This is a genomic window from Emticicia sp. CRIBPO, assembly GCF_009905725.1.
Classification (GTDB): Bacteria; Bacteroidota; Bacteroidia; order Cytophagales; family Spirosomataceae; genus Leadbetterella.
The window spans coordinates 116,278-132,513 of record NZ_JAAAKV010000012.1; the positions used below are offsets into that span (position 1 = coordinate 116,278).

Below are 16,236 nucleotides of genomic sequence, written 5' to 3' on the forward strand. Positions count from 1 at the left end.
AGATTTTTATTGATTTGTTTTTTTCACTTCCCCTGCCGGAGGCGTAGCCCTGGTGGTAGCGGCGTTTTTAACAGGGGCGATTTTGGTTTTTGAATGCCCTGCTGCCACGGTCGAATACCTCTTGCTCATCACCTGCTCTTTGTAAGCCGTCCTCTCTATTTTTCTTTTCAGGTATTTTTCAATTAAAAGCCCGCATATGGGTGCAGAAGCGGATCCACCGAACCCGGCATTTTCAACCACCACCGCTATCGCAATTTTAGGATTAACCCTCGGTGCAAATGCTATAAAGATGGCGTGATCTTCTCCCTTCTTGTTCTGGGAAGTACCTGTCTTACCACATACTTCTATGTCCGGAAGACCTGCCTGACGGCCGGTACCGGCTTTAACTACCAGTGCCATACCGTTAATGACAGCCTCAAAATGCTTCGCGTCTATCTGCGTGTCATGCTTTTCTATCTTGCTGTCATCAATTTTCTCGCCGTTAAAACCGATTCCTTTGACCAGGTGGGGTGTTTTCCAGTAGCCTCTGTTGGCAATGGTAGCCGCCACGTTGGCCAGCTTCAAAACGTTAACCCCCAGCTCACCCTCACCGATACTCACCGAATAGATGTTGGAATATTTCCACTGCGACTTGCCATATATCTTGTCGTAATACTCCACATCCGGCAAAAGCCCCTTTTTCTCACCGGGAAGGTCAATTCCGAGCTTAACTCCGAAACCAAATCTTTCAACGATCTCGTGCCAGGTCTTTAAACCAGTTCTGGCCGACTTGAAAGGATTCGTCTCAGCGTTATTACCGATCACTTTTCTGAATACATTAAAGAAATACGGATTACTCGACAACTGGATGGCATTGTTCAGGTTAGCTGCTTCGTAAGCACCGCTGTGATAACGGAACGCCGTGGGAGCTCCTACAAAGGAAGTAGAAGGAGTGATTACCCCCATTTCCAGGCCGATGGCTGCCTGCACCAACTTAAAGGTGGAACCGGGTCTGTAAAACGACGTAGTGGCCCTGTTAAGCAAAGGTTTATCAGGATCACGGCTCAGAACAGAGAAATTCTTTGAAAACTCACGTCCTGAAAGCAGACTCGGAGCATAAGTCGGGTAAGAACCCAGGGCCAGTATTTCACCTGTAGATGGCTCAATGGCTACTACTGAGCCTACTTTCCCCTGGAACAGGCTGTCTGCTAGCTGCTGCACTTCCAGGTCTATGGTCGAATATAAATTTTTACCGATCACGGCAAGTGTATCAAATTCCCCGTCCGCATACCGTCCTTTGTCTTCGGCATTCACATTCATCAGCTTAAACCGCACCCCCCGCTGCCCCCGGAGGGTCAGCTCATATTGTTTTTCCAATCCGGTAAGACCGATATAATCCCCCTTCCGGTAATATTCCTCTTCCTGTTCTTCAAATTGCGACTTGGGAATTTCGCCGATATAACCCAGGGCATTGGACATCGTGTTTCCGGGATAAGTCCTGAAAAAAGACTGCTCAAAAGTAAAGCCCTGAAACTGGATAAGGGCATCGGCCACCCTGGCAAAATCTTCTTTTGAGAGCTGTCGAAGAAACAGTGAAGCACGCTTCATCGAAAATTTCTTGGCTGCATTCAGGGTGCTGTCAAAATAGTGCCTGTCGATACCAAACAGGTTACAAAATTTGAGGGTATCCAGATCTTTTACATTTTTGGGTACGACATACATGTCGTATACTTCCACGTTGGCAACCATCAGCTTTCTTGTACGGTCGTAAATCTGACCGCGTAAAGGAATCTGCACTTCACGCTTAATGGAGTTTGTGGATCCAAGTGACTGATACTTAGAGTCTATCACCTGAAGAAACAATAGTCTGCTCAGGTAAATAATACCAATTGTATAGAAAAAAAACAAAATAATTTGCTTGCGGTTTTCTAACATAAATTCGGGGAAGATTTAAAAATCATGCAAATTTCTAAAAAATTCGGCTTTAATTTATGATTGTTTCTTAATTTATTTCCAAACGTTAAAAAATTTATTTTATGGCAAGCGGCGGCCTGATTTATACCGTAAAAAGCCAAAAAAACCACATTTTTTGAACATTCCGAGCAAGACGGAAACTATTTCCCTGATTTCAGCATTCAAAAAAACTCAAACTGTTTCATTATGAAGGCAGCTCAAAAAAATATTCGTAATTTTGTAAAAACTTTTCTTTAGTATTGAAAGAGATAAACTTTGAAAATGTACCGGAAGAGGAGTATCCGGAGGTCGCTCTGAAGCTCATTGATTTTGCCGGCAAAGAGACCATCTGGTTGTTCAACGGCAATCTCGGTGCCGGCAAAACGACCCTGATCGGATACATTTGTAAAGCCCTCGGGGTCACGGAAGATATCCAGAGCCCGACGTTTTCCATAGTGAATGAGCACCTATGCGATCACTCGAAAATATATCATTTTGATTGTTACCGTTTGGAAACTTATGAAGAAGCCCTTGATTTTGGCATGGAAGAATACCTTGATTCCGGACACCTGTGCCTGATTGAATGGCCGGACAGGATCGAGGAACTGCTTCCCGACAATCATATAAGCATCGAATTGTCTCAGTCCTCAGAAGGAGGAAGAAACATTAACGTCAAATGTAACCCGTAAATATGGCATCGCAGTTATTGAAAGATCTAGCATTACAATCGGCGATTATCCCCAAGGAATCCCCTTTTGCGACCCGGAAAAAGTCCAAAAGCCTGACCATTGGATTACCTAAGGAAATCTCTTACCAGGAAAACCGCATCGGATTGACACCGGATGCCGTTTCCATCCTCGTCCGAAACGGCCATGAAATCAATGTGGAAAAAGGAGCCGGTGACGGGGCCAATTTTTCCGACGAAGAATACTCCAATGCCGGTGCCAGGCTGGTTTATTCTCATAAAGAGGTTTTTGCTTCGGATGTCATCCTGAAAATCGAGCCGCTCGTTTCAGAAGAATTTGAGATCATCAAACCGGAAAGCACACTCATCTCTACCCTGAATCTGCCTAACCTTTCCAAATCATACTTTGACCAGCTCAACGATAAGAAGATAACCGGTATAGCTTTCGAACACATCGAAGACAAAGTAGGTGATTTTCCCGTTATCAGGGCCATGAGCGAGATCGCCGGGAGTACCGTTTTACTGATTGCTGCCGAATACCTCAACAGCATCCAGAACGGCAAAGGTATCATCCTGGGAGGTATCACAGGCGTACCTCCTACCCGTGTGGTTATTTTAGGAGCAGGCACAGTAGCCGAATATGCCACCAGAACAGCTTTGGGCCTTGGAGCAGACATTAAGGTTTTCGATACCCATATTTATAGACTGCAGCGGCTGCAATACGCCGTAGGAAACAGGATTTTCACTTCCATCATTGATTCGGAGACTTTGTCCAAAGCCCTTGAAGATGCCGATGTGGTGATCGGGGCCATGAGGGGCGAAAAAGGCCAGTCGCCTATGGTGGTGACTGAAGAAATGGTCTCGAAAATGAAACCCAATTCTATCATCATCGATGTGGCGATCGACCAGGGAGGCTGTTTCGAAACGTCTGAAATGACCAACCACAGGGAACCTGTTTTCAAAAAACACGATGTCATCCATTATTGCGTACCTAATATAGCTTCCAGGTTTGCCCATACAGCAAGCATTACCCTCAGTAATATATTTTCCCCTTTCCTGATCAAAACAGGCACATTGGGAGGCATTGAGGAAATGATTTTTACGAATAAATGGTTTATGAAGGGAGTGTATACCTACAAAGGGAGCATCACCAATTACCATCTGGCCCAAAAATTCAATTTAAGATACAGGGACCTGGGTCTTCTGCTGGCAGCCAGAATTTAAATTTACTTAATCAGATTATGATAAATCACAGCAATGAAAATATGATCATGGATGACGCCAACTCTCCTGATCTTGATAAAAAACTTTTAGGGAAAGTGTCTTCCGACTTTATTAAAGTCTGCGAACACCTTAAAGAAGCGTCTTACCAGATAAGAAAAAGAAAGTTCTCAGAGTTTCCCATATTCGTGCTGGCTCTTGAGAGTGTCGACGTCGGGAACATGCTCTTTAACAAATCAGACTTCAGCACCCTTTATGACTACAAGGCTTCTTTCATAGAAGAGTTTCTTGCCCTTGAAATTGTGGGTAAAGAATCGGAAGGCTTGTTTAAAGAGAACTATAAGGATCCCGAAGAATATTGCTGCCTTTTTGTGATTGACCAGAACTTCGCCGGATTTATCTACGTGCCGTTTCCTGAGGATTAATTTGAAGGGCTCTTCTGAGCCAGCCCTATTGCCATCATGTATTTTGAGGCCACAAAAGTAACCCGGATAATAGAATATTCCAGGGCAAAATGGCCTACGAACAGATGAATGGACGAAATGGCGTCAGAGAAAGTATTTACGGCTATGGCTACAATAATGATGGTCTTGCTGTAAGGCTCTGCCGGCCTCAGCAATGAGAGCGTCCCCAGGATAGCGAGCTGAACCACGTAAAGCAACACCATGATGAAGTTACGGTCAGGTACGCTGTTCATCAGGAAGACTCCGAAAAAGATAAAAGAGATGATGATATAGGGAAGTCCTTTCTGGAAGTAATTGCTATGTTCTATTCCGTAGGCAATGGCCTTCTCACGCCTGAAAATCATAATATATAACTGGTGTTCAATGAGATAGAACAGCAGCACGAGCATAAGTCCCAGCACCTCCGCCCTGAAATTAAAAGCAAATTCACCGAGGATCGAAAACAAAAAAGAAGTAAAAAACAACTGCTCCTTGATCCCGATACTGTCTTTGACCCTGGCCCAGTAGGTGTAGATGATAAATAACGAAGGAAGCGGTTTAAAGAGGAAATTGACCCCCATCGGCAAAAAATGATATGAAACAATTTCAATGAATGTTAAAGCTCCTAATATGTAAAGCTCCTTACGTTTCATCAGCTTATTTTGTCATTTTTTGATTCAAAAATAGAAAGTGATATAATCTTCCTGGATATCCCGTCATTGAAATTCAGCATTAACCCATAAACAAGCAATACCTGAGCTATCACATAAAACGTATAACTGAAAAGATATATACTTAGTTTTTGAGAAACGAAGAAATAAAATACATACAGGATATCTGAAGAAAAAATAAAGGATGCTCCGATGGAAACAAGTGCATAACTCGTCACCTTAGCCGGTCTGAACAGAGCCAGTACCGTAAAGAATACAATCTGAATAGAACAGATAAACAAAAGGAAATAAGACAGGTCGCTGGACTCGTCCAGGAAATACCCGAAGAGTATAAACACGATCAGTGCAGGGCCAAAGATTTTTATGGAGTCATAAAATGAATTATGCACCAGAAAAGCTCCTTCTTTCCTGAAAATGATGATGTATAAAAGCTGATATATAAATACAAAAGCAATCTGAATCTGAATTTTCAGAATGGTTTCAAACTCAATCACATTAAGGACATCCGTCAAATAAGCAAAAAGCAAACAAAGGATAAGAAGGTAATCAAATTTATTCCATAGCGATGTCCTGTAAACCACGTAAAAAGTTAACAGCAAAGGAATGAAAATGAAACTAAAAACTTTGAAATAAAATTTCTCCTCGATCCAGAGGTTGTATATGCCAAAGACGCCAACTAAAATAATAAAAACCAAAAATAGTCTTCTCATTATAATAAGCACTACAAGTAAATTATTTACTCATTCAAAGCTGACATAAGTATATAAAAAAACACCAGTCCAATGCAAACCTGACAAATATATACATCGAACTGGTGTCTTTTAAGAGCCAAAGGTATTAAATCACTTTAGCTTTACCCGGAACAGGTATCGGATAGAACCCGTCTGCGTCCGGTAATGTTTTTGGAAGCGTATCCCAGGTAAAGGCATCAGGCATCAGGCTGATATTAGAATTGATAGCATCATCCCATTTAAGTTTCTGACCAGAATAAGTCGCCATCCTGCCAAAGATAGATGTCATAGTACTCATAGCACCCCATTCGGCATCATTAACCGGCTTGTTGTTTACGATACAATCGAAAAGGACATCATGCTCTACCTGATAAGGGTTTTTATCTTCCGTATCTCTGTGTCTCCAGAGGCTTTTGCCCTGAAGATCGAAAATTTTTCCTTCTGTGGCCCTTCCTTTCGTTCCGATCAGATGCTCTGAAACGTCAGAAACGGTACCCGGCTGGTGACGGCACTGGCTGCTTAAGATCATGCCATCATCATATTTGAACTCCACATAGTGGTGATCAAAGATCTCACCGTATTCCTTGCCTTTTCTTACTTCACGTCCACCCATACCAACAGCTTCAGTCGGGTGACCGTTTTTGAACCAGTTGACCACGTCGATATTGTGAATGTGCTGCTCACAGATATGATCACCGCACAACCACACGAAATAATACCAGTTTCTCATCTGGTATTCCATTTCGGTCATTTGTGATTCTCTTTTCTTTACCCACACCCCGTCATTGTTCCAGTAACATCTCGCAGCCACGATGTCTCCGATCATCTTCTGGTCAATCACCCTTTTGTAGGTTTCAAGATATGAAGTCTGGTAGTGTCTCTGAAGACCTACTACCACTTTAAGATTTTTCTTTTTAGACTCTTCAGCAGCAGCCAGTACACGACGGATACCCGGAGCATCAGTAGCAACAGGTTTTTCCATGAACACGTGCTTACCCTGTCTTACAGCCTCTTCAAAATGTATAGGTCTGAAACCCGGAGGAGTGGTCAGGATCACAACGTCTGCCAGAGCAATCGCTTTTTTATAACCGTCAAAACCTACGAATTTGTTTTCAGGAGCAACTTTTACTTTGTCTTTGATCTTCACATTTTTTTCCGAAGTCAGAGAGCTGTAGCAACCATCTATTCTGTCTTTGAAGGCATCGGCCATCGCTACCAGAACCACATTTTCTTTTACAGACAAAGCCTGGAATGCTGCACCGGTACCACGTCCGCCGCAGCCGATCAAAGCCACTTTAATCTGGTCATTACCATCTACATAGTAAGAACCCTGAGCCTGTCCCGGAAGACCGGCCAGTGAAAGACCCCCTACCGTTGCGGCAGCTGTGGTCTTAATAAAATCTCTTCTTTTAAAATTATCAGTCATCTTTGTAAGGTTGAATTAAATTATTAGATTTATAAATTTACAATTTTTTTACATATCTTTTGGAGGCCGGGCAAAATATTCCTCAATTTCTTTGGCAGAAGGAGGATTCAGAGGCCTCACGATCCTGAAACCAAGGAACGGAGCATCTGTAAGCCACCAGTCAGATTTCGGAATCTGCGGGTCCCTTTGCTTGAGTCTTATGGTCGAAGGTCTTCTTGAAGCACTTCTCAGCATTTCAGCGTCATCGTCCCAATGTCCGCCTTTAATGGTATGAGGATACAATGTAACTGCCTTATTAGCAGGATCTTTGGCACCGTCAGTCAGCTTACCGTAAAAATCAGCCACATACTGATCTGAAGTCCATTCAGCCACATTACCATACATGTCATATAAACCCCAGGCATTCGGTTTTTTCAAACCCACTTTTTTATAAGCTCCGTCGGAATTCTCAAAAAACCAGGCATAATCGCCCAGCTGGTCTCCGGCTTCTCCGAAATAATAAGGCGTTTTAGAACCTGCTCTGGCGGCATATTCCCACTCTGCTTCAGTTGGCAGTCTGTAGAAATTACCGGTTTTTTCATACAGCCATTTGCAAAACTGGCGGGCTGCAAACTGCGTCACATTACAAACCGGGAAACCACCCAGCTTACCTTGTCCGAAAGACATTTCAACATAAGGTTTGGTAGGACGGGCCACAGCATCCACTTTCGGGGCACTGATCACTTTGGTCTCGAGTTCTTTGTTTTGGAAAACAAGATAATTGTCCCAGGTAACTTCATATTTAGACATCCAGAAAGGACTGATAACCACTTTTTTCTGCGGGCCTTCATCATCTCTTCTCAAAGCTTCGGTCTCAGGACTTCCGATTAAAAAATCTCCTCCCTGAATCGCTATCATGTCTACAGCCTGGTTGGTGTTGGGGATTTTTTCTGTATACGACGTAAAATCTTGTGGTTGAAATGAAAAAGTAATGAGCAGAACAAGAAACAATAAAACAACTGATTTGGACATTCTTTTAATTAAGTTTTAACTTTTGATACGAAAGTAATTATTTCTTTTTGAATTTCTAATACTGCTTATTAAAAAAATAATATTTCTTAAAAGAATCCGGACACAGGCCGGAACTCCGGAAGTCAGGCCTCTGGATTTAAGATTCATGCCCTCCGCTTGTAAATTCAAATACGGCAACAAAACAGCACACCGCTTACTTCCGGATCTCCTTTCCGGACAATCCCAGAAAAACAACATTTTAAACGCCGGAGAACATATAAACTATATAACATATACGTTTACAATTCGTCTCTTATTTTCAAGCTCCTGTGAATGACATAAGCCTTATCATATCCCAGATTTCCCGCATTTTTTGCCGGAAGGGCCTTTATGCAACCGGTAGAAAATACAGCCGGTCCGGGATTATCTTCCGGATTCATCACTTCATCAGGCTTTTCCGGTTTTCGTATTAAGTTAATAAGTATCTTTGCGGCGATTTTTATAACAAATTATCTGATTAACGTATGAATATTATTGATGGCAAGCTGATCTCCGCTCAGGTAAAAGAAGAGTTAAGAGAAAAAGTAGAAGATATAAAACTCAAAGGAGGCAAGATCCCCCACCTGGCCGCAGTACTGATTGGTGACAACGGAGCCAGCGAAACCTACGTATCCAGCAAGATAAAATCCTGCGAGCAGATCGGCTTTAAATCGACCCTGGTCAGAAGAGATGCCACCACCAGCGAAGCTGAAGTGCTTGAGATCATCGGACAGCTCAACCAGGATGAAGACGTGGACGGCTTTATTGTGCAGCTTCCGCTCCCTGACCATATCAACGTTGATAAAATCATCGAGGCTATAGATCCTAAAAAAGATGTGGACGGATTCCATCCCATCAATATCGGCCGTATGGCCAAAGGACTGCCTTCTTATATTTCGGCGACCCCTTTCGGCGTATTGGAGCTGATCAAAAGATATAATATTGAAACGGCAGGTAAACACTGCGTGGTAGTGGGCCGCAGCCAGATCGTGGGTCTACCGATGAGTATCCTGATGCAGAGAAATACGTATCCGGGCAACTGCACCGTAACCCTGGTTCACAGCCGTACCCAAAACCTTCCTGAAATCTGCCGTCAGGCCGACATACTGGTGGCCGCCCTTGGAAAACCTGAATTCATTACAGCCGAAATGGTCAAGGAAGGTGCGGTGGTGATTGACGTCGGTCTTACCAGGGTCGTTGACGCTTCTAAAAAGAGTGGCTTTGCTTTGAAAGGCGACGTTAAGTTTGACGAAGTGGCTCCGAAAACGAGTTATATTACTCCCGTGCCGGGCGGTGTAGGATTGATGACCGTAGCTGCTCTGATGCACAATACCCTGCTGGCTTCACAGGGTTTGGTGTATGGCAAATAACGTAATAAAAAAAGTAGAGACGTTGCATGCAACGTCTCTACGAAATATCATGGCATAGCTTATTTATTCTTCCATACAGGTTTACTTTTTGACTTAAAAGCTTCATAGCCTGCACGGGCATCTTCTGATGACCTGATTTCTTCCAGTTTTGTTTTAAGGTATTTCTGGTGCCCTGCCTCCGGCAATGAGCCCAGAGTTTTCAATGCTTCTATTCCCTTTTTTATCGCAAAGGGGGCGTTGTCAGAAATTTGTTCAGCCAATTGCCTGGTGAGCATTTCAGGATCTTCCGTCAGATGGGTGATCAGTCCCATTTCCAGGGCATCAATGGCCGAATAGGTGTTACCAAGGATACACATTTCCAGCAGTTTCCGTTGGCTCATGGATTTGGACAAGGTAGCCATGACCTGCATCGGAAAAAGGCCTCTTTTTACCTCCGGCAAGCTGAAACTTGCTTCAGGACCTGCCACCACGAAAGTACATTCACCTATGATGAGAAAACCACCGGCTATCACCGGACCCTTTACCAGGGCTATGGAAGGTTTATCAAGCTGCGACACCGCTTCTGCCAAAGGAATATCCGATACCGGGACAAGGGGATTTCCAGCCTCCGTCTCCGGATTATTGAATACATTCAGGTCCATTCCGGCACAAAACACCGGGCCCTCCGCTTCGATCACCACTACCCTTACCTCAGGCGACTCATTGGCTTTTTTGAAAGCAAATGCCATTTCAGATACCATCACAGGCGTAAATGCATTTCTTTTTCCAGGCCTGGCCAGGGTCAGGTAAAAAACATGTTCTTCCTGTCTTACTTTGATGTAAATAAAAGGCACTTCAAATACGGACGCACTGTTGTCTGACATAGTTTTCAATAAATCATTTCTGTGAAAGCCAGTTTCAGGGCTTCAATCTGATCATGGGATGCTAAATTAAAGAATTGCAGCATATTTTCTGTGGGCATATTCCCCACAAGTTTGTCGTCGGCCATCGGACATCCTCCGTAACCGAGAATAGCCCCGTCAAAACGCCGGCAACCCGCTTCATCAGCTGCCGTAATTTTAGACTCCCAGCTACCTGGCCGGGTATGCAGATGCACCCCGATTTCAAGGTCAGGATAAACGGGAATCAGGTTTTGAAGCAGGTAGGTAATGATTTTCGGCTCTGCCACACCGATGGTATCCGAAAGAGAAAAGATTTTAATACCCAGCTGCTTCAGGCGGTCAATCCACTCCAGCACCACCTCCGCAGACCAGGGGTCACCGTAAGGATTCCCAAAGCCCATGGATATATAAATGACGAGTTGCTTGGCTGATTTTTCACACAATTCCTGCATGAACTTCACCCTGTCAAGCGACTCTGCAATAGTGGCCTTCGTATTTCTCAGCTGAAAAGTCTCCGAGACAGAAAAAGGGTACCCGAGATAAGTAATACCCTCAAAAGCAGCGGCTTCTTCAGCCCCCCGCTCATTGGCAATGATGGCCAGCAGTTTTGTTCTGGTCCCGCCCAGGTCCAACCCCCTGATCACCTCAGCGGTATCAGCCATCTGGGGAATCACTTTGGCAGAAACAAAACTCCCGAAATCGATCGTATCAAAAATCCCGGAATGCAACAGTGTATTGATATATCTGATCTTTGCCTGGGTTGGAACAAACCGCTCCAATCCCTGGATCGCATCTCTGGGGCATTCAATAATTTTAAGCATCTCTTATTTACTGATCTCTCTCGCAATAACCATTCTCTGGATATTGCTGGTTCCTTCACCGATCGTACACAACTTGGCGTCCCTAAAAAATTTCTCTGCCGGGAAATCCTTCGTAAAGCCGTATCCTCCCAGGATCTGAACAGCTTCGTTGGAAACCTTAACTGCCGCCTCAGACGCAAAAAGCTTGGCCATGGCCGATATTTTGGTCACTTTGCCTCCGCTGTTCTTTATTTCTCCGGCTTTTCTGATCAGCAGTTCAGAAGCTTCGACATCAGTAGCCATTTCGGCCAGTTTGAAACTTACCCCCTGAAAATTGAAGATCTCCGTTCCGAATTGTTTTCTTTCCAAAGCATATTTAAGGGCACATTCATACGCTCCGCGGGCAATCCCGAGCGAAAGTGCCGCAATGGAGATCCTCCCGCCGTCGAGCAACTTAAGCGACTGAACAAAGCCATCGCCCACTTCTCCGACCACCTGGTCCTTGTGCACCCGGCAGCCGTCAAAAAACAGGCAGGCCGTTTCAGAAGCCCGCATACCTAATTTATTCTCTTTTTTACCTGAAGAAAACCCCGGCGTACCTTTTTCAATGATAAAAGCCGTCATACCGTGTTTGTCTCCTTTCGGCCCTGTTCTGGCAATGACCACCGCCACCTGGCTACTGATGGCATGGGTAATGAAATTTTTGGACCCGTTGATCACAAAGTAATCACCATCTTCCACTGCCGTCGTTTCCATACCTCCCGCATCAGAACCCGTCGTGGCTTCTGTAAGCCCCCAGGCTCCTATCCACTCCCCTGAAGCCAGTTTCGGCAGGTAGTGCATTTTCTGGTCTTCATTAGCAAAACTGAGTATATGATTGGTGCATAATGAGTTGTGAGCTGCAACAGACAAACCGATAGAACCGCAGACCTTAGAGATTTCATCCAGGATCGTGATATATTCCTGATAACCCAGCCCGCTTCCTCCGTAAATTTCAGGAACAAGAATCCCCATAAATCCATGTTCTCCCAGCTTCCTGAACAAATCAACAGGAAAAACCTGCTGCTCGTCCCATTCCATCACATGGGGAAGAATGTGTGTTTGTGCAAATTCCGCTGCACTTGCCTTGATCATCGACAATTGTTCTTCCATTTCAATTTGTTCCATTGTGTTGTAGCTTTTTTGATTAAATTGTCATACTAAATATTAATATGACAACAAATATAAATATCTTTGTGCACATTTATCCTTTTTCTAAGAAAAAATATCACATATTTGCTAATAAACAAAGTTAAATACACAAATGCAAACATTACTGAAAGAATTAACGGAACGGTTTGAAAAGCTAAAACTGGGGGGTGGAATAAAAAAGATAGAAAAACATAAATCGAAGGGAAAGCTGACAGCAAGGGAACGCATCAATTACTTACTCGATGACCCTCAGCACTTTACAGAATTCGGGACCTTTGCCGGCGACGGCATGTATGCCGAAGAAGGCGGCTGTCCCAATGGAGGGGCCGTTTGTGGTTTAGGCTATGTTTCGGGCCGCTTATGTGTCCTGGTGTCCAACGACGCCACCGTGAAGGCCGGGGCCTGGTTTCCGATCAGTGCCAAAAAGAACCTGAGGGCCCAGGAAATAGCCATGGAAAACAAACTTCCGGTTATTTACCTCGTAGATTCAGCAGGGGTTTACCTGCCGATGCAGGACGAGGTTTTTCCTGATAAAGAGCATTTCGGAAGGATTTTCAGGAACAACTCAAAAATGTCGGCGATGGGCATTCCACAGATCGCAGCCATCATGGGTCCATGTGTGGCCGGCGGGGCTTATTTACCTATTTTATCAGACTATGCCTATATCGTGGAAGGCTCTGGCTCCGTTTACCTGGCCGGACCTTACCTGGTTAAATCCTCGATCGGTGAAGACGTCGACAGCGAAACGCTGGGCGGAGCATCTACGCATTCTGAAATCTCAGGCGTGACCGATAATAAATTCAAAACGGATGAAGAATGCCTGGATGCCATCAAAAAAGTAGTGGGCAAATTCGGCCATAAAACCACAGCCGGCTTTGACAGGATCACTCCCGGCGAGCCGGGTAGAAAACCGGAAGAAATCTATGACATCATGCCGGAAGACCCGCTGAAACCCTATGATATGCTCAACATCATAGAATGCCTGACCGACCGGAACGAATTTGAAGAATATAAACCCGATTACGGCAAAACCATCATCTGCGGCTTAGGCAGAATTGACGGCTGGGCCGTAGGAATTGTGGCCAATCAACGTAAAATAGTCAAAGCCAAAAAACCTATGGGTTCCAGCGAAATGCAGATGGGCGGGGTTATTTATTCTGACTCGGCAGACAAAGCCGCCCGTTTTATCATGAACTGCAACCAGCAGCGTATCCCGCTGGTCTTTCTCCAGGATGTCACAGGGTTTATGGTGGGCAGCCGCTCCGAGCAAGGAGGCATTATCAAAGACGGGGCCAAGATGGTCAATGCTATGGCCAACTCGATTGTCCCTAAATTCACATTTATTGTCGGAAATTCTTACGGGGCGGGTAATTATGCGATGTGTGGTAAAGCCTATGACCCGAGGCTTATTTATGCCTGGCCAAGTGCCAGGATGGCCGTCATGAGTGGAGCTACTGCCGCAAAAACCCTCCTACAGATACAGGAATCGGCGATGAAAGCTAAGGGAATAGAAATCGACCCGCAAACAGAAGAGGAATTGCTCAAAAAGATAACCGACCGGTACAATGAGCAGCTGAGTCCTTATTACGCCGCAGCCAGGTTATGGGTAGACGGGGTCATTGACCCGGCAGAAACCCGGCGGATTATCTCTGTTGGGATTGACGCCGCCAATCATGCCCCCATTGAAGGCGAATATAAAGTGGGCGTGATACAAACCTAGGACTGTTTTATTCAAATCCGGAATTTATTACTGATCTTGTCCCGCAATGATAAAAAATCAAACAGTATGTTCTCGAAAGCTTATAAAATATCCAGTCAGTACACACATCCCTTATTGATCTCCAACAGGTTTTATGACGGCACTGTCACCAGCGGCGTGGGCAGTTTTGTCATTATCAACAAAGAAGGCTGGATTGCCACAGCAGGCCATATCCTGGACTCTTTGCTGACGTATCACAAGCACCAGGCTGAAATAGAACAATACAATGCCAAGACAGGAGCGAAAATTGACCCGAAATGGATCAGCAATCATTCCATCTGGTTCGGAGCAGATCATCACTTTATCCGGCAATTCCACATTTTAGGGGAAAATGACCTGGCAATAGGAAAGATCGAGAATTATAATCCTGACTTTGTCAAGACTTATCCTGTATTCAAAGATCCGCGAAAACTGGAGCCGGGCACCAGTCTGTGCAAGCTCGGGTATCCGTTTTATGATGTCAAAGCTACTTTTGATGAAAAGAACAACCAGTTCAGGTTTGATCCGTCTGTTTTTCCGATACCTTCATTTCCGATCGACGGTATTTATACCCGCAACATCATCACGGGAAAAAGCCCGGACGGCAAATTTGACTACAAATTCTTGGAGACCTCGACTCCGGGACTCAGAGGCCAGAGCGGCGGACCAACTTTTGATAAGGACGGAAAAATCTGGGCTATACAGTCTCAGACCCATCATCTTCCACTGGGTTTTTCTCCCACCATCAAAAAAGACGATAAGGAAATTGAAGAAAATCAATTCCTGAATGTAGGCTGGGGAGTGCACGTAGAGGCCATCCTCAGGTTTCTGGACGAAAAAAGGGTAAAATACCAGGTAGATTAGCCCTTTACCACTTCCGTTACCTTTTCAAGGTCATCCCAGAAGCTCGGATACGATTTAACCACCACACCCGGCTCTTCGATTTCAACATCGATGAGCATAGCCAGCGGAGCAAAAGCCATGGCCATGCGGTGATCTTCGTAAGTTTTGATCAGCGGTGCAGCTGCAAGGTTTGATTTATTAAAATCAGAACGTACTTCATACCTGGTGTTTGATTCAACCTCTACCAGGTCGGCATTGATTTTTTTCAGCTCATTCTGCAAGGCTACTACCCGGTCGGTTTCTTTGATCTTCAGGCTTTCAATACCCGTAAAAACAGCTGGAATTCTCTTAGCGGCCACAGTAACAGCCACAGTCTGGGCAAGATCCGGGCAATTGGTAAAGTCCCACTCCAGTGAAGCAGCCGGTGGCTGTTTCTCAAGAAGCACGCCTTCAGCTGTAAAAGTACTTTTAACCCCTAACTGGTCCATAATTGCCACGATAGCACTGTCTCCCTGTAAAGAGTTCTCTTTTAAACCCAGCAACTCAACGCGTGAATTCTCATCCTTAGCCAGAGCCACGATACTGTACCAGTAAGAAGCTCCGGACCAGTCGGATTCAATTTTATAGGCAACAGGCTTGTATACCTGCGGAGCGACACTCAAAGTTTTAGCTTCCCAGTTTTCTTCCACTTTTACACCAAAAGCTTCCATCTGGCGGATGGTCATCTGGATATAAGGAATAGAACCGATTTCGCCTGTAAGATTAATTTTCAGGCCCTGGGGCAACAAGGGGGCAATCATCAGCAAAGCAGAAATATACTGACTGCTCACATCTCCCCTGATCGAAAGTTCGGAAGTCAGCTGCTCCGGAAACCCATGGATCTGATGTGGCGGGTAGCCTTCTTTCTCAAGATACTCTATTTTCACACCTAAAGACTTAAGGGCTTCCACCAGGATACCAATCGGCCTTTCGCACATCCTTGGCGTTCCGGTCATCTTCTTCTGCTGGTTGGTGATCGAAAAATAAGCAGTCAGAAAACGCATTGTTGTACCTGCGTCCAGGACATCAGCCACGGCATCATTGGACTCCAGCAAACGGATCATCGTTTGGGTGTCTCTTGCAGAAGCCAGGTTCGAAAGCTCCCCTTTGAATCCTGTGAGGGCATTGATGATCAAAGCACGGTTGCTTTCGCTTTTCGAAGATGCTAAAGGTATTTTCTGATTAAATGATTTATTATTCTCCCTGATTAAAAGGCTGTCCATCGTTATATTGTAT

15 protein-coding genes are annotated in these 16,236 nt (G+C 44.7%); 6 read left to right on the forward strand and 9 right to left on the reverse strand.

Annotated features, from left to right (window positions below; translation table 11 throughout):
- Window positions 1-6 precede the first annotated feature (6 nt).
- Window positions 7-1,914 (reverse strand): penicillin-binding transpeptidase domain-containing protein, encoded by a 1,908-nt coding sequence (locus GVN16_RS22275; RefSeq protein WP_166566163.1) that lies wholly within the window; start codon window positions 1,912-1,914, stop codon window positions 7-9.
- Window positions 1,915-2,192: 278 nt separating this feature from the next.
- On the opposite strand from GVN16_RS22275, the gene tsaE reads away from it, so the two are divergent.
- Genes tsaE through GVN16_RS22290 form a run of 3 tightly spaced genes read left to right on the forward strand, consistent with a single transcriptional unit; the run spans window position 2,193 to window position 4,263 of the window.
- Complete coding sequence (gene tsaE, locus GVN16_RS22280; protein ID WP_205748952.1) at window positions 2,193-2,621, forward strand: tRNA (adenosine(37)-N6)-threonylcarbamoyltransferase complex ATPase subunit type 1 TsaE; 429 nt, start codon at window positions 2,193-2,195, stop codon at window positions 2,619-2,621.
- A gap of 17 nt (window positions 2,622-2,638) precedes the next feature.
- Window positions 2,639-3,841: an alanine dehydrogenase gene (locus tag GVN16_RS22285; RefSeq protein WP_409013195.1), complete on the forward strand. Its 1,203-nt coding sequence runs from the start codon at window positions 2,639-2,641 to the stop codon at window positions 3,839-3,841.
- Between the two features lie 17 nt (window positions 3,842-3,858).
- Window positions 3,859-4,263: a hypothetical protein gene (locus GVN16_RS22290; protein WP_166566165.1), complete on the forward strand. Its 405-nt coding sequence runs from the start codon at window positions 3,859-3,861 to the stop codon at window positions 4,261-4,263.
- Here the strand turns inward: GVN16_RS22290 and GVN16_RS22295 are convergent.
- The 4 genes from GVN16_RS22295 to GVN16_RS22310 all read right to left on the reverse strand — a co-directional run bounded on the left by GVN16_RS22295 (window position 4,260) and on the right by GVN16_RS22310 (window position 8,120).
- Complete coding sequence (locus GVN16_RS22295; RefSeq protein ID WP_166566166.1) at window positions 4,260-4,934, reverse strand: lysoplasmalogenase family protein; 675 nt, start codon at window positions 4,932-4,934, stop codon at window positions 4,260-4,262. The two genes, GVN16_RS22290 and GVN16_RS22295, sit on opposite strands and share 4 nt — an antisense overlap.
- Window positions 4,934-5,662, reverse strand: a complete 729-nt coding sequence (locus GVN16_RS22300) for a hypothetical protein (protein WP_166566167.1) — start codon at window positions 5,660-5,662, stop codon at window positions 4,934-4,936. The genes GVN16_RS22295 and GVN16_RS22300 overlap by 1 nt, the downstream gene beginning before the upstream one ends.
- Window positions 5,663-5,789: 127 nt before the next feature.
- Window positions 5,790-7,109 carry a Gfo/Idh/MocA family oxidoreductase gene (locus GVN16_RS22305; RefSeq protein WP_166566168.1) on the reverse strand — a complete coding sequence of 440 codons (1,320 nt, stop codon included), beginning with the start codon at window positions 7,107-7,109 and terminating at the stop codon, window positions 5,790-5,792.
- A 48-nt stretch (window positions 7,110-7,157) separates the two neighbouring features.
- Window positions 7,158-8,120 (reverse strand): SUMF1/EgtB/PvdO family nonheme iron enzyme, encoded by a 963-nt coding sequence (locus GVN16_RS22310; RefSeq protein ID WP_166566169.1) that lies wholly within the window; start codon window positions 8,118-8,120, stop codon window positions 7,158-7,160.
- 503 nt (window positions 8,121-8,623) lie between these two features.
- On the opposite strand from GVN16_RS22310, the gene folD reads away from it, so the two are divergent.
- Window positions 8,624-9,508 carry a bifunctional methylenetetrahydrofolate dehydrogenase/methenyltetrahydrofolate cyclohydrolase FolD gene (gene folD / locus GVN16_RS22315; RefSeq protein WP_166566170.1) on the forward strand — a complete coding sequence of 295 codons (885 nt, stop codon included), beginning with the start codon at window positions 8,624-8,626 and terminating at the stop codon, window positions 9,506-9,508.
- Between the two features lie 59 nt (window positions 9,509-9,567).
- On the opposite strand, the gene GVN16_RS22320 is transcribed toward folD, so the two are convergent.
- Genes GVN16_RS22320 through GVN16_RS22330 form a run of 3 tightly spaced genes read right to left on the reverse strand, consistent with a single transcriptional unit; the run spans window position 9,568 to window position 12,356 of the window.
- Window positions 9,568-10,371: an enoyl-CoA hydratase/isomerase family protein gene (locus GVN16_RS22320; protein WP_166566171.1), complete on the reverse strand. Its 804-nt coding sequence runs from the start codon at window positions 10,369-10,371 to the stop codon at window positions 9,568-9,570.
- Between the two features lie 5 nt (window positions 10,372-10,376).
- Entirely contained in the window at window positions 10,377-11,210 is an 834-nt protein-coding gene (locus GVN16_RS22325; protein WP_166566172.1) for a hydroxymethylglutaryl-CoA lyase, read from the reverse strand.
- Window positions 11,211-11,213: 3 nt separating this feature from the next.
- Window positions 11,214-12,356, reverse strand: coding sequence for an acyl-CoA dehydrogenase family protein (locus GVN16_RS22330; protein ID WP_205748953.1), 1,143 nt, complete (start codon window positions 12,354-12,356; stop codon window positions 11,214-11,216).
- 136 nt (window positions 12,357-12,492) lie between these two features.
- Here GVN16_RS22330 and GVN16_RS22335 point away from each other — a divergent pair, with 136 nt between their 5' ends.
- Entirely contained in the window at window positions 12,493-14,100 is a 1,608-nt protein-coding gene (locus tag GVN16_RS22335; protein WP_166566173.1) for an acyl-CoA carboxylase subunit beta, read from the forward strand.
- Window positions 14,101-14,166: 66 nt separating this feature from the next.
- Window positions 14,167-14,982 carry a serine protease gene (locus tag GVN16_RS22340; protein WP_166566174.1) on the forward strand — a complete coding sequence of 272 codons (816 nt, stop codon included), beginning with the start codon at window positions 14,167-14,169 and terminating at the stop codon, window positions 14,980-14,982.
- Here the strand turns inward: GVN16_RS22340 and GVN16_RS22345 are convergent.
- Window positions 14,979-16,223, reverse strand: a complete 1,245-nt coding sequence (locus GVN16_RS22345) for a 3-phosphoshikimate 1-carboxyvinyltransferase (RefSeq protein ID WP_166566175.1) — start codon at window positions 16,221-16,223, stop codon at window positions 14,979-14,981. The two genes, GVN16_RS22340 and GVN16_RS22345, sit on opposite strands and share 4 nt — an antisense overlap.
- Between the last annotated feature and the right edge of the window lie 13 nt (window positions 16,224-16,236).